This is a genomic window from Mycobacterium sp. DL, assembly GCF_039729195.1.
GTDB classification, from domain to species: Bacteria; Actinomycetota; Actinomycetes; order Mycobacteriales; family Mycobacteriaceae; genus Mycobacterium; species Mycobacterium hippocampi_A.
This window is the reverse complement of record NZ_CP155796.1, coordinates 33,186-54,518: the sequence shown is the minus strand read 5'-3', so window position 1 is coordinate 54,518 and position 21,333 is coordinate 33,186. Positions and strand designations below refer to the sequence as shown.

General features: G+C 67.2%; 28 protein-coding genes. 15 read left to right on the top strand and 13 right to left on the bottom strand.

All coding sequences use genetic code 11. The features are described 5' to 3' along the window. Positions 1 to 3: 3 nt before the first annotated feature. The 3 genes from ABDC78_RS00290 to ABDC78_RS00280 are packed head-to-tail and all read left to right on the top strand — an operon-like array spanning position 4 to position 2,056. Entirely contained in the window at positions 4 to 444 is a 441-nt protein-coding gene (locus tag ABDC78_RS00290) for a MaoC/PaaZ C-terminal domain-containing protein (RefSeq protein ID WP_178357610.1), read from the top strand. Next, positions 444 to 1,646, top strand: a complete 1,203-nt coding sequence (locus ABDC78_RS00285) for a thiolase family protein (protein WP_178357611.1) — start codon at positions 444 to 446, stop codon at positions 1,644 to 1,646. Before ABDC78_RS00290 ends, ABDC78_RS00285 begins: the two co-directional genes overlap by 1 nt. A 2-nt stretch (positions 1,647 to 1,648) precedes the next feature. Continuing rightward, positions 1,649 to 2,056, top strand: a complete 408-nt coding sequence (locus ABDC78_RS00280) for an OB-fold domain-containing protein (protein WP_178357612.1) — start codon at positions 1,649 to 1,651, stop codon at positions 2,054 to 2,056. 3 nt (positions 2,057 to 2,059) lie between these two features. On the opposite strand, the gene ABDC78_RS00275 is transcribed toward ABDC78_RS00280, so the two are convergent. Next, the gene (locus ABDC78_RS00275; RefSeq protein ID WP_178357613.1) at positions 2,060 to 2,680 is read right to left on the bottom strand and encodes a PadR family transcriptional regulator; all 621 of its coding nucleotides are present in this window, start codon (positions 2,678 to 2,680) and stop codon (positions 2,060 to 2,062) included. 99 nt (positions 2,681 to 2,779) lie between these two features. Here ABDC78_RS00275 and ABDC78_RS00270 point away from each other — a divergent pair, with 99 nt between their 5' ends. From ABDC78_RS00270 to fadD1, 3 genes are read left to right on the top strand one after another with little or no spacing between them, the layout of a single operon-like run. Then, complete coding sequence (locus ABDC78_RS00270; RefSeq protein WP_178357614.1) at positions 2,780 to 3,727, top strand: alpha/beta hydrolase; 948 nt, start codon at positions 2,780 to 2,782, stop codon at positions 3,725 to 3,727. After that, positions 3,724 to 5,328, top strand: a complete 1,605-nt coding sequence (locus tag ABDC78_RS00265) for an NAD(P)/FAD-dependent oxidoreductase (RefSeq protein ID WP_178357615.1) — start codon at positions 3,724 to 3,726, stop codon at positions 5,326 to 5,328. The genes ABDC78_RS00270 and ABDC78_RS00265 overlap by 4 nt, the downstream gene beginning before the upstream one ends. Positions 5,329 to 5,346: 18 nt before the next feature. Next, a complete protein-coding gene (gene fadD1, locus ABDC78_RS00260; protein ID WP_178357616.1) occupies positions 5,347 to 6,951 on the top strand; it encodes a fatty-acid--CoA ligase FadD1 in 1,605 nt (534 codons plus the stop codon). Here the strand turns inward: fadD1 and ABDC78_RS00255 are convergent. The 6 genes from ABDC78_RS00255 to ABDC78_RS00230 form a co-directional block, all read right to left on the bottom strand. After that, positions 6,933 to 8,168, bottom strand: coding sequence for a cytochrome P450 (locus ABDC78_RS00255; RefSeq protein WP_178357617.1), 1,236 nt, complete (start codon positions 8,166 to 8,168; stop codon positions 6,933 to 6,935). The genes fadD1 and ABDC78_RS00255 overlap by 19 nt on opposite strands. Positions 8,169 to 8,250: 82 nt before the next feature. After that, a complete protein-coding gene (locus tag ABDC78_RS00250) occupies positions 8,251 to 8,661 on the bottom strand; it encodes a type II toxin-antitoxin system VapC family toxin (protein ID WP_178357618.1) in 411 nt (136 codons plus the stop codon). Further along, complete coding sequence (locus tag ABDC78_RS00245; RefSeq protein WP_178357619.1) at positions 8,658 to 8,936, bottom strand: type II toxin-antitoxin system Phd/YefM family antitoxin; 279 nt, start codon at positions 8,934 to 8,936, stop codon at positions 8,658 to 8,660. The genes ABDC78_RS00250 and ABDC78_RS00245 overlap by 4 nt, the downstream gene beginning before the upstream one ends. Before the next feature lie 36 nt (positions 8,937 to 8,972). Further along, positions 8,973 to 10,460 (bottom strand): MFS transporter, encoded by a 1,488-nt coding sequence (locus ABDC78_RS00240; protein WP_178357620.1) that lies wholly within the window; start codon positions 10,458 to 10,460, stop codon positions 8,973 to 8,975. Positions 10,461 to 10,491: 31 nt separating this feature from the next. After that, positions 10,492 to 10,950, bottom strand: coding sequence for a DCC1-like thiol-disulfide oxidoreductase family protein (locus ABDC78_RS00235; protein WP_178357621.1), 459 nt, complete (start codon positions 10,948 to 10,950; stop codon positions 10,492 to 10,494). An 82-nt stretch (positions 10,951 to 11,032) separates the two neighbouring features. Next, a complete protein-coding gene (locus ABDC78_RS00230; RefSeq protein WP_178357622.1) occupies positions 11,033 to 11,302 on the bottom strand; it encodes a DivIVA domain-containing protein in 270 nt (89 codons plus the stop codon). 72 nt (positions 11,303 to 11,374) lie between these two features. On the opposite strand from ABDC78_RS00230, the gene ABDC78_RS00225 reads away from it, so the two are divergent. From ABDC78_RS00225 to ABDC78_RS00210, 4 genes are read left to right on the top strand one after another with little or no spacing between them, the layout of a single operon-like run. Further along, positions 11,375 to 11,818: an EVE domain-containing protein gene (locus ABDC78_RS00225; RefSeq protein ID WP_178357623.1), complete on the top strand. Its 444-nt coding sequence runs from the start codon at positions 11,375 to 11,377 to the stop codon at positions 11,816 to 11,818. Beyond that, on the top strand, positions 11,815 to 12,780 hold the full coding sequence (locus ABDC78_RS00220) for a pirin family protein (RefSeq protein ID WP_178357624.1): 966 nt from the start codon (positions 11,815 to 11,817) through the stop codon (positions 12,778 to 12,780). Before ABDC78_RS00225 ends, ABDC78_RS00220 begins: the two co-directional genes overlap by 4 nt. Before the next feature lie 19 nt (positions 12,781 to 12,799). Next, positions 12,800 to 13,144, top strand: coding sequence for a GNAT family N-acetyltransferase (locus ABDC78_RS00215; RefSeq protein ID WP_178357625.1), 345 nt, complete (start codon positions 12,800 to 12,802; stop codon positions 13,142 to 13,144). 10 nt (positions 13,145 to 13,154) lie between these two features. Beyond that, entirely contained in the window at positions 13,155 to 13,964 is an 810-nt protein-coding gene (locus ABDC78_RS00210) for an acyl-CoA thioesterase domain-containing protein (RefSeq protein ID WP_178357626.1), read from the top strand. A gap of 39 nt (positions 13,965 to 14,003) precedes the next feature. Here ABDC78_RS00210 and ABDC78_RS00205 read toward each other — a convergent pair whose 3' ends face one another. Further along, positions 14,004 to 14,504: a PPOX class F420-dependent oxidoreductase gene (locus ABDC78_RS00205; protein WP_178357627.1), complete on the bottom strand. Its 501-nt coding sequence runs from the start codon at positions 14,502 to 14,504 to the stop codon at positions 14,004 to 14,006. 118 nt (positions 14,505 to 14,622) lie between these two features. Here ABDC78_RS00205 and ABDC78_RS00200 point away from each other — a divergent pair, with 118 nt between their 5' ends. Further along, positions 14,623 to 14,835 carry a DUF3072 domain-containing protein gene (locus ABDC78_RS00200; RefSeq protein WP_178357628.1) on the top strand — a complete coding sequence of 71 codons (213 nt, stop codon included), beginning with the start codon at positions 14,623 to 14,625 and terminating at the stop codon, positions 14,833 to 14,835. A 41-nt stretch (positions 14,836 to 14,876) separates the two neighbouring features. Further along, the gene (locus ABDC78_RS00195; RefSeq protein ID WP_178357629.1) at positions 14,877 to 15,068 is read left to right on the top strand and encodes a hypothetical protein; all 192 of its coding nucleotides are present in this window, start codon (positions 14,877 to 14,879) and stop codon (positions 15,066 to 15,068) included. Here ABDC78_RS00195 and ABDC78_RS00190 read toward each other — a convergent pair whose 3' ends face one another. Next, entirely contained in the window at positions 15,069 to 15,680 is a 612-nt protein-coding gene (locus ABDC78_RS00190) for a hypothetical protein (protein WP_178357630.1), read from the bottom strand. A 190-nt stretch (positions 15,681 to 15,870) separates the two neighbouring features. On the opposite strand from ABDC78_RS00190, the gene ABDC78_RS00185 reads away from it, so the two are divergent. Then, positions 15,871 to 16,980: a GGDEF domain-containing protein gene (locus ABDC78_RS00185; protein WP_178357631.1), complete on the top strand. Its 1,110-nt coding sequence runs from the start codon at positions 15,871 to 15,873 to the stop codon at positions 16,978 to 16,980. A 65-nt stretch (positions 16,981 to 17,045) separates the two neighbouring features. Here the strand turns inward: ABDC78_RS00185 and ABDC78_RS00180 are convergent, their stop codons facing one another. Together ABDC78_RS00180 and ABDC78_RS00175 are read right to left on the bottom strand one after the other, a co-directional pair. Beyond that, a complete protein-coding gene (locus tag ABDC78_RS00180; protein ID WP_178357632.1) occupies positions 17,046 to 18,116 on the bottom strand; it encodes a hypothetical protein in 1,071 nt (356 codons plus the stop codon). 116 nt (positions 18,117 to 18,232) lie between these two features. After that, a complete protein-coding gene (locus ABDC78_RS00175) occupies positions 18,233 to 18,502 on the bottom strand; it encodes a YdeI/OmpD-associated family protein (protein ID WP_178357633.1) in 270 nt (89 codons plus the stop codon). 59 nt (positions 18,503 to 18,561) lie between these two features. Between ABDC78_RS00175 and ABDC78_RS00170 the strand changes: the two genes are divergently transcribed. Further along, the gene (locus ABDC78_RS00170; RefSeq protein WP_178357634.1) at positions 18,562 to 19,239 is read left to right on the top strand and encodes a DUF998 domain-containing protein; all 678 of its coding nucleotides are present in this window, start codon (positions 18,562 to 18,564) and stop codon (positions 19,237 to 19,239) included. On the opposite strand, the gene ABDC78_RS00165 is transcribed toward ABDC78_RS00170, so the two are convergent. Next, on the bottom strand, positions 19,184 to 19,885 hold the full coding sequence (locus ABDC78_RS00165) for an SDR family oxidoreductase (RefSeq protein WP_178357635.1): 702 nt from the start codon (positions 19,883 to 19,885) through the stop codon (positions 19,184 to 19,186). The two genes, ABDC78_RS00170 and ABDC78_RS00165, sit on opposite strands and share 56 nt — an antisense overlap. An 84-nt stretch (positions 19,886 to 19,969) precedes the next feature. Between ABDC78_RS00165 and ABDC78_RS00160 the strand changes: the two genes are divergently transcribed. Beyond that, positions 19,970 to 20,557, top strand: coding sequence for a CGNR zinc finger domain-containing protein (locus ABDC78_RS00160; RefSeq protein ID WP_178357636.1), 588 nt, complete (start codon positions 19,970 to 19,972; stop codon positions 20,555 to 20,557). Here ABDC78_RS00160 and ABDC78_RS00155 read toward each other — a convergent pair. Beyond that, positions 20,554 to 21,303 carry an SDR family NAD(P)-dependent oxidoreductase gene (locus tag ABDC78_RS00155; protein ID WP_178357637.1) on the bottom strand — a complete coding sequence of 250 codons (750 nt, stop codon included), beginning with the start codon at positions 21,301 to 21,303 and terminating at the stop codon, positions 20,554 to 20,556. The two genes, ABDC78_RS00160 and ABDC78_RS00155, sit on opposite strands and share 4 nt — an antisense overlap. Positions 21,304 to 21,333 lie beyond the last annotated feature (30 nt).

The following is a 21,333-nucleotide window of genomic DNA, read 5'->3' as shown; positions in this document are numbered from 1 at the left end:
CCGGTGACCGACCAGGTGTGCTACGAGGACGTCGCGCCCGGCGACGAGATCCCGTCGCTGGTCGTCACCGTCGACCGGACCCAGATGTTCTTCTTCAGCGCCGCCACCTACAACGGGCACCGCATCCACTACGACCGGGACTGGGCCACCACCGTCGAGGGTTACGACGACGTCCTGGTTCAGGGTCCGCTGCAGTCGGCGCTGCTGTCCCGCGCCCTCACCGACTGGATCGGCGGTCACGGCCGGTTGGTCCGGTTCTCGGTGCAGAACCGCGCGGTGGCCTACCCCGGTGAGGAACTCACCTTCGGCGGGGTGGTGACCGGCACGCGGATCGACCACGGGGTCGGCCTGGTCGACCTCGACATCGCCGGGCGCCGCGGTGACACCGTGCTGATGCCGGGCACCGCGACCGTCGCGCTGCCGTCACGATCGGCGACGGTGTGATGGCCGGGCTTCGCGGCGAGGCGGCCATCGTCGGTATCGCGGAACTTCCCGCGCAGCGCAAGCAGACCCGACCCGAGCAGTTCACCATCGACCAGTACGCGGCGCTGGCCGCGATGGTGATCGCGGACTCCGGTCTGGACGCCGCGGCGATCAACGGCCTCGTCTGCCACGGCATCGCGGAGTCGGCGATGTTCGCTCCCGCCACGCTGAGCGAATACCTGGGCATGCCCATCGATTTCGGTGAGCGCGTCGACCTGGGCGGTGCGACGTCGGCGGGCATGGTGTGGCGTGCGGCCGTGGCAGTCGAACTGGGACTGTGTGATGCCGTGCTGGCGGTCGTGCCGGGGTCGACGATGCTGCCCCGATCGCAGCGCCATCCCGCAGCACCGCCCGCCTGGTACGGGGCGTCGAGCAACATCTTCGGGTCACCGCAGGCGGAGTTCGAGATCCCCTACGGAAACGTCGGCCAGAACGCGCCTTACGCCCAGATCGCGCAGCGTTATGCCGCGCTGTACGGCTACGACGCGCGTGCACTCGCGAAGATCGCGGTCGACCAACGCACCAACGCCTGCGCCCATCCCGACGCGGTGTTCCACGGCAAGCCGCTCACCATCGACGACGTGCTCGACAGCCCGATGATCGCCGACCCGATCCACATGCTGGAGACCGTGATGCGGGTCCAGGGTGGCGCAGGCGTGTTGATCGCCAACGCCGACCTCGCCGCACGATCACGCCACCGCCCGGTGTGGGTGAAGGGTTTCGGTGAGCACATCGCGTTCAAGACGGCCACCTACGCCGAGGACCTGATGACCACTCCGGTCGCACGGTCCTCCGCCAAGGCATTCACGATGGCGGGTCTGACCCAGGCGGACGTAGATGTCGCCTCCCTCTACGACTGCTACACGATCACCGTGCTGATGACCCTCGAGGACGCGGGCTTCTGCGCCAAAGGCCGAGGCGCGTCATGGATCAACGACCGCGACCTGACCTACCGCGGGGACTTCCCGCTCAACACCGCGGGCGGGCAGTTGTCGTTCGGGCAGGCCGGGATGGCGGGCGGCATGCACCACGTGGTCGACGCCGCCCGCCAGGTGATGGGCCGCGGTGCCGCCGCCCAGGTCTCCGACTGCGACGTCGCGTTCGTCACCGGTACTGGCGGCATCATGAGTGAGCAGGTGGCTCTGGTGCTGGGAGGCGATTGAGCATGCCCGAGACCCCGCCCCTGCCGGAGCCCACCCCGGTGTCCGCGCCGTACTGGCACGCCTTGACCGAGCACCGGATCCTGATCCAGTACTCCCCCTCGCTGAGCCGCTACGTGTTCTACCCGCGCACGCTGGCGCCGGGCACGCTGGCCGACGATCTGGAGTGGCGCGAAATCGACGGTGCCGGAACGCTGTTCACCTACACGGTGGCTCAGCGACCCACCGGCCCGCCGTGGGCGGATGCCCTGCCCCAGCTGCTCGCGGTCGTCGAGTGGGACGCCGGGCCGAAGGTGAGCACCGAACTCGTCGACGTCGAACCCGAGCAGATCCAGATCGGCATGCGCGTGGCCCCGGTGTTCCATGACGTGCCCGGGACAGGGGTCACGCTGTTGCGCTACCGGCCGGCGTGATCGTCACCCCTTGCGTCTGGCCTCGCGTTTGCGTTGGGCGGCGAGGCGGTCCAGCTCGGCGAGCAGCGTATCGGCGCGGGCGACCTCGTCGGCGTAGTACTGGGCCGACCAGTTGAGCACCGCGACGGGATAGGCCCACTCCGGAACGGGGGCGGCGCCCTGCGCGTGATCTTCGGCGAGCACCCTCATGCGTTCGGACTGCGCGCGGTGTGCCAGCACCATCTCCCGCAGTTTGGCCGGTTCGGCGGTGTGGCCCAGCCACGCTCGCAGCATGATGCCGTGCTTGAGCACCGCCGGCTCGGGTGCGGCCTCGGCGGTCCAAGCGGACACGGCCCTCTCCCCCGCGGCGGTGATGCGGTAGACCCGCTTCTCGCGTTCCCCACGCTTGCGCTGCACGTTCTTGTTGTCGTCCAACCGCGACACCACCAGCCCGAGTTCCTCGAGGCGGTGCAGCTCGCCGTAGATCTGGCTGTAGGACGGTGCCCAGTAGAAGAACTTCAGACTCCAGTCCGCCCAGCGCTTCATGTCGAAGCCGGACAGTTCCTGGCCGAACGACAGCAGACCCAGCACCGCGTAGCTCGTCGACCGCAGACGCGGCTGCGGATCGGTGTCGTCGTCGGCCATGGCGACACCCTAGAGGAGCAGGCACTAGACGATGCCGACAATTCAGCCCGGCCGAGTCTCTATTTCTGATAGAAACAGATCACCACCTACGAGGAGCCCATGGACGACGGTGTAGCCGCGATGCTGCGCACGCTCAACGACGCCTTCCCCGCGGTCGAGCGGATGTCGGCGACCGATGCGCGCGCCGCGGTTGCGGCGCGGCGCCAACCGGTCACCAACGTCGACGATGTCGCTGGCGCCGAGGACCGGACGATCGCCACGGCGGCCGGACCCGTCGCCGTCAGGATCTACCAACCGCACGGCGGCGGCGCTGCACCCCGGCCCGCCGTGGTCTTCTCCCACGGCGGTGGTTTCGTGTTGTGCGACATCGAGAGTCACGACGGGTTCTGCCGGGCGATGTCGCGCCACACCGACTCCGTGGTCGTCTCCGTCGACTACCGGCGCGCCCCCGAGCATCCGTCACCTGCCGCAGCGGAAGACGCCTACGGGGCGTTCGACTGGGTTGTCCGTCACGCCGCCGAACTCGGTGTCGATCCGCGTCGGATCGCGGTCGCCGGTGACAGCGCCGGGGGCAACCTCGCCGCGGTGACGCCCCTGCTGTGTCGCGACCGAGGCTCGACCCTGCCCGTCGCGCAGGTGCTGCTCTACCCGATGATCGATCCGTCGTGTGACACCTCCAGCCACCGACTGAGAGCCACCGGTTACTTCACCACCCATGCGGCGCTGCAATGGTATTGGCAGCAGTACCTCGGCGGGGCGCTGCCCGACCCCGCCTACCTGGTCGCCCCGGGACGCGCGGAGTCGCTGGCGGGTCTGCCGCCCGCGGTCGTCGTCACCGCCACCCTCGACCCGCTGCACAGCGAAGGTGTGGCCTACGCCCAACGGCTACGCTCGGCTGGAGTCCCAGTGCTGCACCGCGACTTTCACGGTCTGTTCCACGGCTTCCTCACGATGCTGACTTTCCCGCCCGCCATCGCAGCCCGCGATCTGCTGTGGACGGACATGCGCGAGCTGCTGGCGAACCGCGTCACCGAGGCGGTGTCATGACCGCCGAAGGCTACGACGTGATCGTTATCGGCGCAGGCTTCGCCGGGCTGTACGCGGTGCACCGTGCGACTGCTGCCGGCCTGACGGTCCTGGGCATCGATGCCGCGGACGGAGTCGGCGGCACCTGGTACTGGAACCGCTACCCGGGCGCCCGCTGTGACGTCGAAAGCGTCGACTACTCCTACTCTTTCGACGAGGATCTGCAGCAGACGTGGACGTGGACCGAGCGGTACGCGGCGCAACCCGAGATCCTCGCCTACCTCGAACACGTGGCCAGTCACTTCGATCTGAGCCGCCACTACCGCTTCGGCACCACGGTGACCGGGGCAGCCTTCGACGCCCGGTCCGGGACGTGGGAGGTGCAGATGTCGACCGGCACGTCCGAGCGGGCCAACTACCTGTTGTGCGCCACCGGGTGCCTGTCCGAGGTCAACCGACCCGACATCCCAGGCATCGACGACTTCGGCGGTGAGATCTACTACACGGCAGCCTGGCCCGACAACGAACCGGACTTCGGTGGCAAGAGAGTCGGGCTGATCGGCACCGGGTCGTCGGGCATCCAGGCGGTGCCTCATCTTGCGGATTCGGCGGCGTCGCTGACGGTGTTCCAGCGGTCACCGAACTACAGCGTGCCGATGCCGAACCGACCCTGGACCGACGACGATCTGCAGCGCATCAGGGCCGAGTATCCCGACCGGCGCCGGCGGTCCTCGTACGCTCCGGCGGGCACCCCGCACACCAGCCCCGCGAAGCCCGCCGCCGAGACCAGCCCCGAGGAGCGCGAAGCCGCGCTGCGCCAGCGATGGGCCGAGGGCGGGGTGCTGTTCAGCAAGACGTTCCCCGATCAGCTCACCGACCTCGCCGCCAACACCATCGCCCGGGAGTTCGCCGAAGCGCGGATCCGGGAGATCGTCGCCGACCCCGCCGTCGCCGAGGATCTCATTCCGGTGGACCACCCCATCGGCACCAAACGCATCTGCACCGACACCGGCTACTACGCGACGTTCAACCGGGAACACGTCACGCTCGTCAACCTGCGTCGGGAACCCATCACCGCCGTCACCGTCGACGCCGTGCAGACCAGCACCGCGAGCTACCCCTGCGACGCAATGGTCTTCGCCACCGGGTTCGACGCGATGACGGGCGCGCTGACCCGCATCAACCCGGTCGGCCCCGGCGGTGTCCGGCTCAGCGATGTCTGGGCAGAGGGTCCGATCACGTTCCTCGGCTTGATGATTCCTGGTCTGCCGAACCTGTTCAGCTTCAGTGGGCCGGGCAGCCCGTCGGTGCTGGCGAACATGGTGCTGCACGCCGAGGTCCAGGTCGACTGGGCGATCGGGTTGATCACCGCCGCGCGTGCCCAGAACGCCGACCACGTCGAGGTGCGCCGTGATGCCGCCGACGCCTGGACCCGACACGTCACCCAGGTCGCGGAGGGCACACTGTTCGTCCAGGCCGCGTCCTCGTGGTACCTCGGCGCCAACATCGAGGGCAAGAAGCGGGTGTTCATGCCCTACATCGGCGGGTTCGGCACCTACCGCCGTCACTGTGACGACGTCGCCGAGAACGACTACCCCGGAATGGTGTTCACATCCCGATGACCCCTGAGGAGGCGCCCCGTGCATGAAACCGTTCAGCAGATCCTGCGCGACCGCCTGCACGACGACTCCCCCGCCGTCGTGTGCGAGGACCGGACCTGGACGTGGCGCGAACACCTCGCGGAAGCGTCAGCCGAGGCGGCGGCGCTGATCGGGATGGCCGACCCCGCCCGTCCGCTTCATGTCGGGGTGCTGCTCGGCAACACTCCTGAGATGCTGCGCTCGATGGCCGCGGCCGCCCTCGGCGGATATGTGCTGTGCGGCATCAACACCACCCGCCGCGGCGAGGGGCTGCTCGCCGACATCCGGCGCGCGGATTGCCAACTGCTGCTGATCGATTCGGAACATGCGGGACTGCTGGCGGAGCTGGATCTGTCGGGCATCACGGTCCTCGACGTGACCTCGGCGACCTACGTCGATGCGGTCCGGTCTGCCGGGCCTCTGGTGCCGCACCGCGAGGTCGCCGCCACCGACCCGCTGATGCTGATCTTCACCTCAGGCACCAGCGGCAACCCCAAGGCTGTCCCGTTCGCCCACGTGATGGCGGTGCTCAGCGGCAGCAGTCTGGTCCTGCAACTCGAGGTGACCCCCGCCGACGTCTGCTATCTGTCGATGCCGCTGTTCCATTCGAACGGTGTCGCGGCCGGTTGGTCGGTGGCCGTCTGCAGTGGCGCGGCGATGGTGCCGGCCAGGTTCTCGGCATCACGGTTCCTCACTGACATCCGCCGCTACGGCGTCACCTACGTCAACTACGTCGGCAAGCCGTTGGCGCTGGTACTGGGTACTCATGAGCAACCCGACGACGCCGACAACACACTGCGTGTCGCGTTCGGGAACGAGGCCGCCGACCGTGACATCGACGACTTCGCCCGGCGGTTCGGCTGCCGGGTGATGGACGGCTTCGGCTCCAGCGAGTTCGCGGTCATCGTGGTGCGCGAGGACGGCACCCCACCAGGGTCCATCGGTAAGGGCTGGGACGGCGTGGCGGTCTACCGCGCCGACACCGTGACCGAATGCGCCACAGCTGAATTCGATGACACCGGTGCCCTGGCCAACTTCGACGACGCCGTCGGCGAACTGGTCAACACCACCGGTGGCGGCGCGTTCGGCGGCTACTACAACGACCCCGACGCCACCAACGAGCGAATGCGCCACGGCATGTACTGGTCCGGGGACCTCGCCTACCGGGACGCCGAGGGCTGGATCTACCTTGCGGGACGCACCACCGACTGGATGCGTGTCGACGGCGAGAACCTCGCCGCCGCACCGATCGAACGCATCCTGCTCAGGCTGCCGCAGATCAACCAGGTGGCCGTCTACGCGGTGCCCGACCCTCACGTCGGCGACCAGATCATGGCGGCAGTGGTGCTCAATGACGGCGCCGACCTCAGCCCGGCGGAGTTCGAGGGCTTCCTCGGCGCCCAGGAAGATCTGTCCCCCAAGGGTTGGCCACGGTTCGTCCGTCTCAACACGACGCTGCCGCAGACTGCCACCAACAAGATCCTCAAGCGCGAACTGATCAGAGCAGGCGTCACGGGCGACGGCGGAGTGCTGTGGGAACGCCCCGAGCGCACCCGGTCCTACACCGTCGTCTCTGGTGCGCGCGGTCAACAACTCCCGGTGTAGTCGACCTGCCAGTGTTTGATGCCGTTGATCATGCTCGATCGCAGACGTTCGGGTTCGCCGATCGGCCGCAGATCGGGAAGGTGATCGGCGATCGCGTTGAACATCAGGTCGATCGTCATCCGCGCCAGGCTGGCGCCGACGCAGTAGTGCGCGCCGGTGCCGCCGAACCCGAGGTGCGGGTTGGGATCTCGGAGGATGTCGAAGCTGCACGGGTCGTCGAAGATCTCTTCGTCGAAGTTCGCCGACCGGTAGAACAACACCAGCCGCTGCCCCTTCTTGATCCGCACTCCCCCGAGTTCGGTGTCCGCCAGGGCGGTGCGCTGGAACGCATTGATCGGTGACGCCCAGCGGATGATCTCGTCAGCGGCGGTCTTCGGCCGCCGCTCCTTGAACAGCTCCCACTGCTCCGGGAAGTCGGCGAACGCCATCATGCCCTGCGTGATGGACTGCCGCGTCGTCTCGTTGCCCGCGATCGTCAGCGTGACGACGAACATCCCGAATTCGGCGTCGGTGAGTTGGCCGTCGGCGTCGGCGTCGACCAACGCGCTGACGATGTCGTCTCCCGGATCTTCGGCCTTGCGTGCCGCCAACTGCATTGCGTACCACATCAACTCGGCAGCCGATCCGAGCGAGTCGTACTCGGCGAACTCGGGATCCTCGTTGCCGATCATCTGGTTGCTCCAGTCGAACAGCTTGCCGCGGTCCTCCAGCGGCACCCCCAGCAGACCGGCGATCGCCTGCAGCGGCAGCTCGCACGCCACCTGCCGAACGAAGTCGCCCGACGACAGCCCGGCCGCGTCTGCGGCAATGCGCTGTGCGCGCTCACTCAGTTCGGCACGCAACCGCTCGACGGCCCGCGGGGTGAATCCTCGCGAGATGATGCGGCGCAGTCGGGTGTGCTCCGGTTCGTCCATCATGATCATCGACGCCCGGCCGGCCTCGATCTGGCCACCGCCTCCGGTCTCCTTGTAGCGCGGCACCACCGACTTCTCGGCCGAGGAGAACACGTCACTGCGCAGGGACACCTCACGCACGTCACGGTGCTTGGTGACCACCCAATAGCCGCCGTCGGCGAAACCGCCGACGTCGAGGGGCTGAGCGTTCCACCAAATAGGTTCGGTGCGGCGCAGTTCAGCCAGTTCCTGCACCGGCAACCGTTGGGCATAGATGTCGGGATCGGTGAAGTCGAAGCCCGGCGGCAACAGTGGAGTAGGCATGAACGCACCCTCTCTAACTCTTCCTCTCAGGAATACCTCACGAGGAATCGCAGCGGAGCAATACGACCAAGCGCGAGTCAGATCACCCGGTGCGACCGGGTGATGCCGTGGCGAGACCGACGTCACGGCAGCCGGCCAGCAGGCGGTGGTCGTACGTGACAAACGCTGTCAGCCCGGCCTCGATGTGCGCGGCGGCCGCAAGGTGGATGGCGTCGAGAGAACGCAGGGTGGGTGGGCCGATCGTTTCCGCGAGCGCGATCACCCGTTCGGTGAGCGGCAGGATGTCTAGGCCGTCGAGTAGGTAGCGGGCCCGCTCGACTTGCCCCGGGTCTCCATAGCGGGCAACCACTCTCATCAGTTCGACCCGGCCGAGCGCACTGGTGGCGGCGTATTCGCCCTGGCCGATCTGCCCGGCGAGCCATGCCTGCAGGTCGGACGTCTCGTTCTCGACGACGAGCAACTTGGTCAGAGCAGAGGTGTCCAGGTAGATCACTGCTCGTCGCGCATCTCGCCGAGCACATCGGACAATGTGCGTTCCTGGTCTGGTGCTGGTTCTGCGGCGACTTCGAGAAGGTTCAGCGGGCGAGTCGCTGGGATGAGTGCACCTGCTTCGATCAGGGCTTCGCGGGAACGCGCGGCGGCATGCACGGGGATCAGTCGAGCGACGAGTCGTCCGTTGTTGGTCACTCCGAGTTCCTCGCCGGCTTCGACACGGGCGAGGTATCGCGACGCGTGCTGTCGCAATTCGCGGACGCCGATCTCTTCCATACGAACCAATGTAGCACCTGGTGTGCTACATGAAGATCAGCCTACGGCGTCCGGCCTCGGGTGCAGCGAGGGGCCGACAGTCGGGCAGTGGACGTTCTCTTCGACGCGCATCCGGCCTCGCTCAGGCTCTGCTTCGGGACGGGATCTCAGGCCGACGACTGCCATGGCGGACGCGACGACAAGCAGCCCGGCTGAGATCGACATCGCCACGCGAAACCCGGAATCGAAGGTGGATGGATCGGAGTAGTCGGCACCGCTGATGCCCGAGAGACCTGGGATCAGGGCGACCGCGATCAGTCCTCCGCTGCGAGCGACAGCGTTGTTCACTCCGGAGGCCGAACCCGCCAGATGGTCTGGGGCGGCATCGAGTACCGACGCGGTCAGTGGCGCGACGACGAGGGCGAGGCCGGCACCGAACAGCAGCGCCGCAGGCAGGACATCCACGAGCCACGACGCGGTCGGGCCGATGCGGAGCATCATCAGCACCCCCGCGGCGGCGAGCAACGGACCGAGGGTCATCGGCAGTCGCGGCCCGATCCGTCCGGCAAGAGCGCCGGCCCGCGACGAGAACACCAGCATGACGGCCGTCACGGGGAGCAGTGCCGTCCCGGCGGCGATAGGACTGAAACCGGCGACCGTCTGCAGTTGCAGTACCAGGAGCAGGAACACCACCCCGAGAGCGCCGTAGATCAACAGGGTGATGGAGTTGGCGACCCGGAAGGTCGCGTTGGCGAACAGGGACGGCGGGACCAGGGGATGAGGGGACCGGCGCTCGACCACGACAAAAACCACCAACGCCAGTACGCCCACGCCGACCGCGACGAGAGCATCCACCGCGGCTCCCCGATTCGCGAGTTCGGTGAACCCGTAGGTCAATCCGACCAGCCCCAGCACCGCCAGGATCGTTCCGCTGACGTCGAGGCCCGGTGCGGATTCAGTGTCCCGGCTCTCCGGCACCCGCAGCACGGTCACGGCGACGACGATGGCAGCAAGCGGCAGATTGATGAGAAAGATCGCCCGCCAACTGATGTCCACCAGATAGCCGCCGACAAACGGACCCACGGCCCCGGCCAGCCCACCCATACCCGACCATGCGCCGATCGCGGCAGCACGGTCTGCCTTGCAGAACGACGCCGAGATCAGCGCCAGGCTGCCCGGGGTGAGTAGCGCGCCACCGACGCCCTGCAAGGCCCGCGCCGCGATCAGCATCTCGATGTTCTGCGCCAACCCGCAGGCGGCGGAGGCCACCGCGAACCAGATGACCCCGATCAGGAAGATCCGCCGTCTCCCGAACGTGTCACCGAGAGATCCGCCGAGCAGGATCAGTGCCGCCAACGTGAGCGTGTAGGCGTTGATGGTCCACTGCAGACCACTGAAGCCGGCGCCGAGATCTTCACCGATGTGCGGCAGTGCCACGTTCACCACGGTGCTGTCGATCATCACTATTCCCGAACCGAGGACCGTGGCCAGCAAGACCCATCGACCTGATGCGGTCCCCATCCTCAGATCAGCCGGTTGCGCCATGCCCCTAACGTACGTTTCGACTACAGAACGCTCAGCCCAGGAAACGCGCGCGTACCTCAGGCGCCGGGATGGGGCAAGTGTCGTGGGTTCCGAAGACGCGGTAACGGATCCGGGCGAAGCCGTCGTAGAGCCGGTCGCGCGCCGTCTGCGGGATGAGTCCGGCCGCCCGGAACGCGCGCCACGGTCCGCCGAGGTAGTCGGCCACCCGCAGTGCTGCGGCCGACTTGATGGCGATCCGCTCAGCGGGCTCGCCGAGGTATTCGACGAACACCACCGAGTCCACGTCGGCCAGCTGGGGATGGCGAGCGATGACGCCCCTGGCGACATCGCTGTCGAGCGCCGCGAATTGCATGGTGCCGTCACGGTCGAATCGCAAGATCGTCTGTACCGCGCTGTTGCAGACGCCGCACACTCCGTCGTACAGCAGCACCGGCGCGCTGGTGACGTTCTCGGTCCGGCGTACCGGCGCTTCGTTCTGTCCGTCGCTCATCAGGCATCCTCCTGTTGGTTGCCGGGTTCCCCTTCCGGCGCGGACCATGTGCGTTGTGAGCGACCAGACAATGCCGCCCCGGTCAGGTATCGAGAAGCTCGATGGCGGCGGCGATCTCGGCGAGCACGGCATCCACCTGGTGTTCGTCGTAACCACGCTTGCCGAACGGCGGCTTGTTGAAGCGCACGGCACGGACGTCGGCCGCGGAGAGGTGCCCCTTGCCGTCGAGCCGGCGTGACGCCAGTGCGAGGAAATCGTTGACCGACTTCTCGTGGTATCCGCGCTTGGGCCAGGCCGGCTTCTCGAAGGTGATGCCGCGCAGTTCCTCCGCCGTCAACCCGCCGTCGCCCATGCGCTCAGACTCTATCCACAGGCTGCGTCGCGGGGGTGTCGGACTGTCGGTACACCGGCATAACGTCGAACCATGACGAACTGGATCAACACCGTCAGCCGCGACCACGTCGCGCGAGGGGTGCAGGGTCGATTCACACAGGCCAATCACGGCAAGCCGCACATGTTGCGCAGGATGGAACGCGGCGACTGGATCATCTTCTATTCGCCCAAGACCGCGCACCCCGACGGTGCTGCACTGCAGGCGTTCACCGCGATCGGCCAGGTCGTCGACGACGAGCCGTATCAAGTGGACATATCTGCCGATTTCCAACCGTGGCGGCGCAACGTCGATTTCCTGGCCTGCACCGAGACGCCGATCCGGCCGCTGATCGAGCAGCTGGACTTCATCGAGGACAAGGCGCGTTGGGGTTACAAGTTCCGCTTCGGGGTGTTCCGTATCGACGACCACGACCTCGAGGTCATCCGGTCTGCGATGGTCCTGTCGACAGCAGAGGAGACTACTGTGGTCACATGAGCAACACCGACGCTGCACCCGCTGAAGTCGACTGTGTCGCTTCGTCATTCGATGGTGTTCTGCACCCGCGTGACGTGCCACTGGGAGGCCCCCGGGCGATCCGGGTCCGTCGCACCCTGCCTCAGCGGGAACGCTCGCTGATCGGCGCCTGGTGTTTCGCCGACCATTACGGCCCGCACGACGTCAGTGCAGGCCCCGGGATGGATGTGCCCCCGCATCCGCACACCGGTCTGCAGACGGTGAGTTGGTTGTTCAGCGGCGAGGTCGAGCACCGGGACAGCGCAGGCGTTCACGCCATGGTGCGGCCAGGCGAGCTGAACCTGATGACCGCGGGTGCGGGGATCTGCCATTCAGAGGTGTCGACCGCGAATACCACCGTGCTGCACGGGGTCCAGCTCTGGGTGGCGCTGCCCGACGCCGCCCGCCAGAGTGACCGCGACTTTGCGCACTACGCTCCGCGGCCCCATTCTGCGGGCGGTGTGACCGTGCGGGTGTTTCTCGGCGAACTCGAAGGTGACCGCTCACCGGTCCACACCTTCACACCGTTGCTCGGCGCGCAGCTCGACCTCGAACCCGGCGCGGAGGTGACGCTCGACATCGACGAGACCTTCGAGCACGGCGTGCTGCTCGACCAGGGCACGGTGGAAGCGTGCGGCTCCACACTTAGGGTGGCCGACCTGGCCTACCAGGGCCCCGGTCACGGCGGGCTGCATCTGGCCAATCGCGGCGACGGACCCGCGCGGGCAGTGCTGCTCGGCGGGACGCCGTTCGACGAGCAGCTCGTGATGTGGTGGAACTTCGTCGGCCGCAGCCATGACGACATCGCGGCCTACCGGGAGCAGTGGCAGAACCACGACACCCGGTTCGGCGCCGTCGACGGCTACGAAGGCAAGGTGACAAGGCTGCCTGCGCCCCCTCTGCCCAACGGCAGATTGCGACCGCGGAGCAACCCCGCGCGCTGAACTGGGTATAACTCGGAACATGACCACAGACAAGACCGGCGCCCCCACCGAGGTGACCGCCGAGTCGGACCGATTCAGCATCTCCGTCGACGGGCAGAAGGTCGGCTTCACCGAGTTCCTCGACCACTCGACAGACCAGGGAAACCAGCGGATCTTTCCGCACACCGAGGTCGACGAGGAGTTCGGTGGGCGTGGCCTGGCGACGATCCTGATCGCGGAGGCGCTGAACGCCACGAAGGCAGCCGGGCTGCGGATCGTCCCGGTCTGTCCTATGGTCGCGGCCTACGTCGAGAAGCACCTCGAGTACTCCGACGTCGTGGACCCGATCACCACCGACGTCAAACGGTTGCTGTCGAAGCGCTAACGTCTGCCCGGTGACAACTCGGGCATTCTTCGTCCCTGACGGTGACCGGTTCGCACCCACCGAGCTGGCGCAGGGTCCGTGGGGACAGACCATCAGCGGCAACTACGTCGGTGGCCTCCTCGGGTGCGTCGTCGAACGCGACGCCGGCGACCCCGAGATGCAACCGGCCCGCCTCACCGTCGACCTGTTTCGGCCTGCCGCTCTGGCGCCGGTGCGAGTTCACACCCAGATCAGTCGGGAGGGCCGGCGGCTCAAGTTGGTGGAAGCGACCATGTCGCAGGCGGACACCGTCGTCGCCCGCGCCTCCGCGCTGTTCCTGCGGCGCGGCGAGCAACCATCCGGCCGACGATGGTCGACGACGGTGCCCATGCCGTCGCCACCGGCGGTACCGAACCCGATCCCCGACGGCGCGGTGACCCTGATCTGGACCTACGGCAACAACGGAGACACCCCCAGCCTCGGGCTGGCGGGGTGGGCGCACGACGGCCCGAAATACGTGTGGACCCGTGACCTGATCCCGTTGGTCGACGGTGAGCCGTTGAGCCCCTTCACCCGCGCCGCCATGGCCGGGGACATCGCAAGCTCGCTGACCCACTTCGACGCGGACGGACTGCAGTTCATCAACGCCGACTACACCTTGACGCTGAGCCGCCTGCCCGAAGGTCCGTACCTCGGCCTCGCCGCCCTCACCCACTCCAGCCATGCCGGCGTCGCCACCGGCACCGCGGTTTTGGTCGACGAGAACGGCCCGATCGGCAGCGCCACCGCAACCGCGCTGGCAAACCCCGGATTCGCGCCGCCCCACCAGTCGTTCCGCTGAACCGCGCAACTCACCTGCGCCACAGCACCTTTGGTGCCGTCAGCTGAGGTACTGGGCGGTGCTTCCCGACAGCGGCATGCCCGGCATGCCCAGCTTGCGGTGGTCCCAACTACGCAACCTCGACGGCACCACCCGCACGCAGATGCGGTTGTTCATCATCTGGTCGACGTACGGGCGCATCTCCTCGGAGTAGGGCCCGGTGTAGCGCTCCCACACGCTGATGCCGACGCGCAGGTTGGTCTCGGGGTCGTCGATGACTTCGGCTCGACCGTCGATCGACACCCCGCGCAGCGTGTCATAGGTCTGGCCGTCCTCGATCATCACGGTGATCGTCGGGTCGCGACGCAGGTTGACTGCCTTCTGCGACTTCGCCTTCGTCTCGAACCAGATCTCGCCGTCGAGCACGGCGTACCACATCGCGACCAGATGAGGCCGACCGCTGGGAAGCACCGTGGCCATCGTGGCGGTCCGGCTGTGGTCGATGAATTCGGCGATCTCGTCGTCGGTCATGACGATCTTCGAGCGTTCGTTGTTGCCCACGTCTCGATACTTGCAGGTCGCTGCCCGAGCGGTGACACGGGTTGTCATGTTTTGCCGGCGGTCATCGTGTTTCGAACATAGTTGCGACGGGCACCCGGGCTGCGGAGGTGACCACAACATGACTGAGAACAACAACCAAGCACCCCGGGAGACCCCGGAAAAAGATACGTCGGAATGGGTGACAGGTGACGAACCAATGACGGGTGCCCAGCGCAGCTACCTGCACACGCTGGCCCGCGAAGCCGGTCGGGAGGTCCCCGACGATGCGACGAAGGCCCAGGCCTCCGACCTCATCGACGAGTTGCAGCAGACGACCGGGCGCGGCGACTGACTCGTCAGTTTCGACTGCGGCACAACGGGAACCCGCGCCTCATGGCTACTTACCGCGTTATGAATCCCATGGGAGACGTCGTCGACACGAAGGACATCGAGAGCGCCGAGGACGCCCACGCCTGGTTCGTCGACCAGAAGGCCGACAATTCAGAACTGGGGTGGCGGATGGAGGTCGACTCCGGCGACGGCGAGTGGGCGTTCTTCGACGACACCGAGGGCTCGTCGAGCTGATCAGTAGAAGGCGACCGGCGGCAGGGGCCAGATGTTGCCTCCGCAGTTGCGGCCGACGAACCGGACCGCGCCGTCGTGCGGTCCGGTCAGCGTCAACGCCCCGATCCTGCGGAACTGGCCGACCGGTGGGCTGATCGCGAAGCTGAGTTCGTCGCCGAGACCGAAGCGCAGATCACGGCCCGTGGTTGATGCCAGGGCGCCGAACAGAACCGGCTGAAGTCCCGCAAGGTAGAGCCAGAGCGACGAATACAGGGCAGCCACTGAGTCGGTCGGCAGCGCAGCGTGATGCAACGGTGCGCCGTCGCCAGACGATGCCATCAGGAAATCCTGGTCCCGGCCGGCGCCGTGGGCGTCGGGAATCTTCAGGCACAGTTTCCGCACGGCACTGTCCCGCCGTTCGGGGCCGCACTGGACGATCGCCCGGTGCACGGTGCCCGGACGCAGCAGGTCGACCGAACCCGGGACCCGAGCGTCGTCGTCGATGGTCAGTGTGGCGCTGAAGGTTTCGCCGTCGGCGCCGAACAGGTCGCCCGGCCAGCCGAGCAACGCTCCTGCGGTCGCGCGGATCGACTCCGCCCCGGCGGAAAGCGCCCCAAGATCTACAAGTCGCATTCAGCCTTCATACCTGACACCCGGGAATCGACACCACCGGTGGTCACCCATCGGTGAGGCTGGCTTCGAAGGCCGTCTCGATGAGCTCGCACTCCGCCCGCTGACGGGCGTATCCGTGGTGCAATTTCGTTTTTCACCGGTCGCCCTGATCAAGAGGGCGATCGGCGATTGCTGACCGGGGGCAAGACGAATGGCCACACCACCGAGCGCGTGGCGGCTGCGACCCAGCCACTACGACTGGCTCAGTGGGTATCTGCGTGCCCGCAAGATGACCGGCCCGGTGCGGCTGGCGATGGCCCTGATCACCGGATCGCTCGTGCTGTGTCTGCTGGTGCTGCTCTTCAGTTCCGATGGACCGCGGGGCACCGTGCCGGTCGCGATGACGTGGTTCGCGGTGGGATGCGGCATCGCCGGCGTGCTGTTGTTCACGTGGCGCTGGCCGACGCAGCGGCAGTCCGCCCTGTTCGCGTTGGTGTCCAATGCCGCAGTCGCATTGTCCTGTCTCGCACATGGGGACCCGTTGGCGTCGTTGGTCGGCTGCATCTCGTTCGCGATCATCGGCGCCTACATCGCGTTCTTCCATTCCACTGCGCTGGTCCTGTACAACTTCGCCATCGCGGCGGCGGTCGGTATCACCGCGGCGATCAGGCTGGCTGTCTCCGGCCACCCGGCCCTTGCCTTGGTGGACCTGTTCCTGGTCCTGGCGATCAACATCACGATGCCGCTGGCGATCCAACTGCTCGTCCGATCTCTGGGAGCGGATCTACTGCATGCCGCACGTGATCCGCTGACCAACCTGTTCAACCGTCGCGCCTTCTTCCAGGCGACGTCGGAGCTTCTCAACGAGAACGCCTCCGGCTACCTGGTGGTGGCGCTGATCGACCTCGACAACTTCAAGGCCGTCAACGACATGCACGGCCACCACGCCGGTGATGCGGCGCTGGTCACCGTCGCTCGTGCGCTGCCCGAGGCCACCGGTGAGACCGCAGTGATCGGTCGTAGCGGAGGCGAGGAGTTCCTCGTCGCGAGCCTGTCGGAGACCGACGACATCACTCCGCTCGCCAGGCGCATCTGCCAGACCATCGCCGAACTGCCGGTCCCCGTCACCGCCAGCGTCGGCACCGTCTGCACACCTCTCACGACACCGCCACCCGATGATGTGAACGCCTACCACCTGCTCAGCCATCTCGTGGTGATGGCCGATCACGCGATGTACCGCGCAAAACGGGCGGGTGGCAATCGCTTCCATCACCACGTCCCCGTCCACACCCCGCCGACCGTCGGTGGACCACTCTCCTGAGGACGGCCGACTGTTCCCTATGGTCGCCGAAAACCTCTCCGCAGGAACATCACTCGGCGGTAGGGCTAGTCTGCGCCGTCGGTCCCGTCGGTGTCGGCCGCGCCGTCGGTGTCAGCGTCGACGGAGCCGGTTCCGGCGTCACTGTCATCGTCATCGGCATCGTCATCGGCATCGTCATCGGCGGCCGGCTCGTCCTGATCCGCTGTCTGGGCGACGTCGACGGGATCTTCGTCGCCCGGCACATGATCGTCGGTCGCCTCGTCACCAGGTGCTGCGCGTTTCTCGTTCACGCGATCGGGTTCGGGAGGCGCCTCATCCTCCATGGTGCCGTCGGCGCCGTCGACGATCTCCGTCGAATCAGACAGCGTCGCAACGGTGTCGGCTTCAACTGCGGCGGTCGGGGTAGCAGTATCCGCGTCGGCTTGCTCGTCGATGTAGTCAGCGGCGTCCTGGTCGATGTTGATCACCAACGCGATGGGCCCCGGGAAGAGGTAGCCCTCCACGGTGAGCGGCGTCAGGAGTCCGGGCAGGTTGTCGAAGTTGCCGAACGGGGAACCGTAGCCTCCGTTGAGCGCCCCGTCGATGATCCTGGCCGGAATGTTGATCACGGCGTTGACGAGACCGACCAGATCCAGCGCCACAGCGGCGTCGATGATGTCACCGATCGCCACGCCGGCGGCCGCGATGCCGCCCAGCAGCGGACTGAACACGATCTGGAACAGGGCCTCCGCTGCGCCGGGCTGATCGAGCAGCGTGCCCACGTACTCGACCGCACCGGCCACGGTCCTGAACGGTTGCGCGATCACCTCACCGACAGCGGCCAACGCCGCACCGACGTCACCCGCCGCGAGCGCCTCGGCGGCGTCCGCCAATGCCCCGATCTGATTGCGGGCGGTCAGCCGGGTCAGCGGAAACGGGTCGGCGAAGTACGCCTCCGCCAGCGCTGCGGTGTTCTCCCACGCCGTCGCGAACACCTGCGGGTACAGCACCAACGGGCTGGGGATCGCCGCAAGTTGCACAGCCGCATCAACGGCCGGCACCGCGATCGGAGGCGGCTCGACCGGAGCGACCGCGATGATGCCGGCGCTGACCAGCGCGATACCCGCGGTGAGACAAGGGCCTGCAGCGGCAAACATGAATCCCCTTCGCACCGTCCGGTTCCACACCCGATGGCCGGGCCAGTTTAGCGATTCGCGCGCACATCCGGTCGGATACGGCAACGAACGCGGAAACGTCGCCGGCGGTCCTCTGCTCAGGCCTTACCGGTGCGCTCGCGGTGCTTGCACCCCGGCCAGCAGCAGGGCCGACGCTGCCCTTCCTCGAGTTCCTCCTGGGTCCGCCGGATCCGCCGCTCGCGGGTCTTCTGCTGCTTGGCGTCTTCCACCCAGCAGATGAACTCGTTGCGGGCCAACGGCGTGATGTCCATCCACGCGGCGAGTGCCGGGTCATTGGCGCTCAGCGCCTCACGCAGATCGACCGGCAGTTCGTGCACCACCCCGCCGGGCACTTTCGGACTACTCACGCGGATCAGAATAAGCCCCGACAGCCGCGAAGGTCACGAGCGCGTGACACGCTGTCATCGTGCGCACCGCGACATCGGCAACGGGTCTGCGGGTCGCCGCCAGCCTGTGGGTCGTTGCGGGGGTGTTCTACCTGACGACGGAAGCTGTTGTCGCAGCACACCTGTCGGGCTACAGCTATTCCAGCGACTACATCAGCGACCTGGGCCAGCCGCTGCGGTCCCCGATGGCCGCCTGGATGAACGGCGCGTTCATCGCGCAGGGGGTGGCCTTCGCAGTTGCGGCTGCGGTATTGGTCGCGGCGATGCCACGCGGCCGCGGCTCGGCGGCATTCCTCGGTGGCGCCCTGATCTACGGCGTCGGCTCGGTGGTGGTCGGCGTCTTCCCCAGTGGCAGCACCGGCACCGTTGCGCTGATGCACGTCGGCGGCGCCACCGCGGCAATTCTCGGCGGCAACCTGGCGATCCTGACCGCAGGCGCAGTCCTATTGCATCGCAGGCAGTTCCGCGCGGTCGGCATTGCCGGCGCTGCCCTCGGACTCATCGGGTTGATCTCCGCCGCCATGCTCGTCGCCGGCAGTGCGCTGGGCGCCGACACACTCCTCGGCGACGGCGCCTGGGAGCGGGCAGCGATCTACACGATCATCGGGTGGCAACTGGGCGCAGGTCTTGCCGCCCTTGCGTTCAGACCGACGTTGCGCGCAACGGATTCGGGATCGGATCCGACAACCCAGCCCTGACGGCCCGCGTCAGGTCGTCGGCGAGGACCTCGACCTCGTCGCGCTCGACACCGTCGAGAATCGCGGCGGCGACGTCGCGTGGGTCGTTCTTGGGGGCATCGACGTCGGCCACCATGTCGGTGTCGGTATAGCCCAGGTGGGCGCCGACAACCAGCGTGTTCTGTGGCGCGAGCTCGGCGCGCAGCGAGTTGGTCGCCGACCACAGCGCTGCCTTGCTGTCTCCGTAGGCGCCGGACCCGCTGAACCACGACAGCACTGAGGCGATGTCGACCAGCGCGCCGCCGCCGTTGGCAGCGAGGATCGGCGCAAATGCCCGGGCGACGTGCAACGCGCCGAAGTAGTTGGTTTCGAAAACCGACCGGATCTGGGCGAAGTCATCCTTCAGGAGTGACGGTCCCGCGATGGCCCCTGCGTTGTTGACGACGATCTGGGCGTCGGTAGCAGCGTCCGCGAGTGCGCGCACCGAATCCGGATCGGTGACGTCCAGAGCGACGCTGACCACCCGTGGATCCTCGCTCGGCTTGGGTGCCCGCGCGGTGGCGTAGACCTTGGCTGCGCCGCGGCTGAGAAGTTCGTCGACGATGGCCTTGCCCAGGCCGCGCTGACCCCCGGTGACCACCGCGACCGCGCCGTGAACATTGACCATCTCGAACTCCTTGACATAGGTGAAATTTGTTTGTCTATGTCAGAGACTAGCCCTCGCGGTGACATAGTCAAGTAGTGTTGACCTATGTCACCATCGTGGCCGGCCACCACCCGCTACCGACTCCGGCTAGCGCCGTCGGGGTTGGCGCTCGTCCAGGACTTGATGAACACCCGGGCCATCGCGCCCTACGGCGCCGATCTGCTCGGCGACGGCGCCACCGCGTCGGCCTGGGCAGTCGACGCACTGGCAGCGTGGTCGGAGGTCTCGGGCCTGCCTGCGCCGGCAATGGTGCTGACCGACCGGGACGCGGGACGCCTGCGCATCTTGCGTTCCACGCTGCGCGATCTGATCAACAGTGACACACCACCGGAGACCCCGGTTCAGCCCGACGGGACAGTCGGTTTTTCACTGGCCGGTTCGGGTGAGGTTCAGCTGGTGCCGCGAGGCAGCGGGACGCAGTGGATCGCGGCGGCGTGCTGGACCGAAGTTGTTCTCGGCCAAAGGTCTTCGACCTGGGAGCGGCTCAAGCGCTGCCGCGAACCCGCGTGCGACTCGGTGTTCTACGACCGCTCAAGGAACAACAGCGGCGTCTGGCACGACGCGAAGACGTGCGGCAACCGCACCAACCTGCGCACATCACGCGCGCGACGCAGGACCGTGGCGACTGCCTAATCCGCCTTCTGGTTTACCACCGTCAACCCGAGCCCGGGCGCCGCCCGACTGAAGAACTGCAGGACCTTGGCCAAGCCGACCACGATCTCGTCTTGGCCCTTGTCCAACCCGGCCATCGTTTTGGCGACGAAGACGTCGAGTTCCATTGCGCGCGGCGGTATCTGGTCCAGATTTCGATGCAGATCGGTCACGACGACGGGTGGTATCAACTCGACGACCTGGACAGTGGACCCCTTGAGTTGGCGCCGGAGGGCGATCGTGAAGCTGTGCACCGCGGACTTGGTCGATGAGTAGATCGGCGCGGCAGCGAGCGGGACGTACCCCAGTCCGGAGCCGACGTTGACCAACCGCGCGCTCGGCTGCGCTTTCAGTAGCGGCAGAAATGCGTTGGCGATGTAGATCACGCCCTTGAGGTTCACGTCCACCTCGCGCCCCAACTCGGCTGCATCGTGCGGACCCTGTCCGGCGAAGTCGCACAGGTTTTGGATGCCTGCGTTGTTGATCACGGTGGCCAGCTGGGGCCAACGCCGGCCCACCCGCTCGGCAAGTGCCATCACCTGTTGGGGATCGGCCACATCGACGACCTCGGCCTCCATTCCGGGGTGACGCGCCGCGACCGCTTCGATGCGCTCGCGCCCATGCCCGGCGACGATGACCTGGTGTCCCCGCGCATGAAAGGCGGCCGCGAGACCGGCACCGATGCCGGAGCCGCCGCCGGTGATCAGCACCACCTCGGGCCGGCTCACGGCGTACCTCCCCGGACACCATTCACCTGC

Excerpts from the sequence above, each read along its gene's own strand:
- ABDC78_RS00240 (WP_178357620.1), bottom strand. The coding sequence starts at position 10,460 with ATGGCGCAACCGGCTGATCTGAGGATGGGGACCGCATCAGGTCGATGG.
- ABDC78_RS00285 (WP_178357611.1), top strand. The coding sequence starts at position 444 with ATGGCCGGGCTTCGCGGCGAGGCGGCCATCGTCGGTATCGCGGAACTT.
- ABDC78_RS00165 (WP_178357635.1), bottom strand. The coding sequence starts at position 19,885 with ATGGTCAATGTTCACGGCGCGGTCGCGGTGGTCACCGGGGGTCAGCGC.
- ABDC78_RS00215 (WP_178357625.1), top strand. The coding sequence starts at position 12,800 with ATGACCACAGACAAGACCGGCGCCCCCACCGAGGTGACCGCCGAGTCG.
- ABDC78_RS00185 (WP_178357631.1), top strand. The coding sequence starts at position 15,871 with ATGGCCACACCACCGAGCGCGTGGCGGCTGCGACCCAGCCACTACGAC.
- ABDC78_RS00245 (WP_178357619.1), bottom strand. The coding sequence starts at position 8,936 with ATGGAAGAGATCGGCGTCCGCGAATTGCGACAGCACGCGTCGCGATAC.
- ABDC78_RS00270 (WP_178357614.1), top strand. The coding sequence starts at position 2,780 with ATGGACGACGGTGTAGCCGCGATGCTGCGCACGCTCAACGACGCCTTC.
- ABDC78_RS00235 (WP_178357621.1), bottom strand. The coding sequence starts at position 10,950 with ATGAGCGACGGACAGAACGAAGCGCCGGTACGCCGGACCGAGAACGTC.
- ABDC78_RS00275 (WP_178357613.1), bottom strand. The coding sequence starts at position 2,680 with ATGGCCGACGACGACACCGATCCGCAGCCGCGTCTGCGGTCGACGAGC.
- ABDC78_RS00225 (WP_178357623.1), top strand. The coding sequence starts at position 11,375 with ATGACGAACTGGATCAACACCGTCAGCCGCGACCACGTCGCGCGAGGG.
- ABDC78_RS00195 (WP_178357629.1), top strand. The coding sequence starts at position 14,877 with ATGGCTACTTACCGCGTTATGAATCCCATGGGAGACGTCGTCGACACG.
- ABDC78_RS00200 (WP_178357628.1), top strand. The coding sequence starts at position 14,623 with ATGACTGAGAACAACAACCAAGCACCCCGGGAGACCCCGGAAAAAGAT.
- ABDC78_RS00220 (WP_178357624.1), top strand. The coding sequence starts at position 11,815 with ATGAGCAACACCGACGCTGCACCCGCTGAAGTCGACTGTGTCGCTTCG.
- ABDC78_RS00280 (WP_178357612.1), top strand. The coding sequence starts at position 1,649 with ATGCCCGAGACCCCGCCCCTGCCGGAGCCCACCCCGGTGTCCGCGCCG.
- ABDC78_RS00190 (WP_178357630.1), bottom strand. The coding sequence starts at position 15,680 with ATGCGACTTGTAGATCTTGGGGCGCTTTCCGCCGGGGCGGAGTCGATC.
- ABDC78_RS00255 (WP_178357617.1), bottom strand. The coding sequence starts at position 8,168 with ATGCCTACTCCACTGTTGCCGCCGGGCTTCGACTTCACCGATCCCGAC.
- ABDC78_RS00230 (WP_178357622.1), bottom strand. The coding sequence starts at position 11,302 with ATGGGCGACGGCGGGTTGACGGCGGAGGAACTGCGCGGCATCACCTTC.
- ABDC78_RS00160 (WP_178357636.1), top strand. The coding sequence starts at position 19,970 with ATGTCACCATCGTGGCCGGCCACCACCCGCTACCGACTCCGGCTAGCG.
- ABDC78_RS00180 (WP_178357632.1), bottom strand. The coding sequence starts at position 18,116 with ATGTTTGCCGCTGCAGGCCCTTGTCTCACCGCGGGTATCGCGCTGGTC.
- ABDC78_RS00265 (WP_178357615.1), top strand. The coding sequence starts at position 3,724 with ATGACCGCCGAAGGCTACGACGTGATCGTTATCGGCGCAGGCTTCGCC.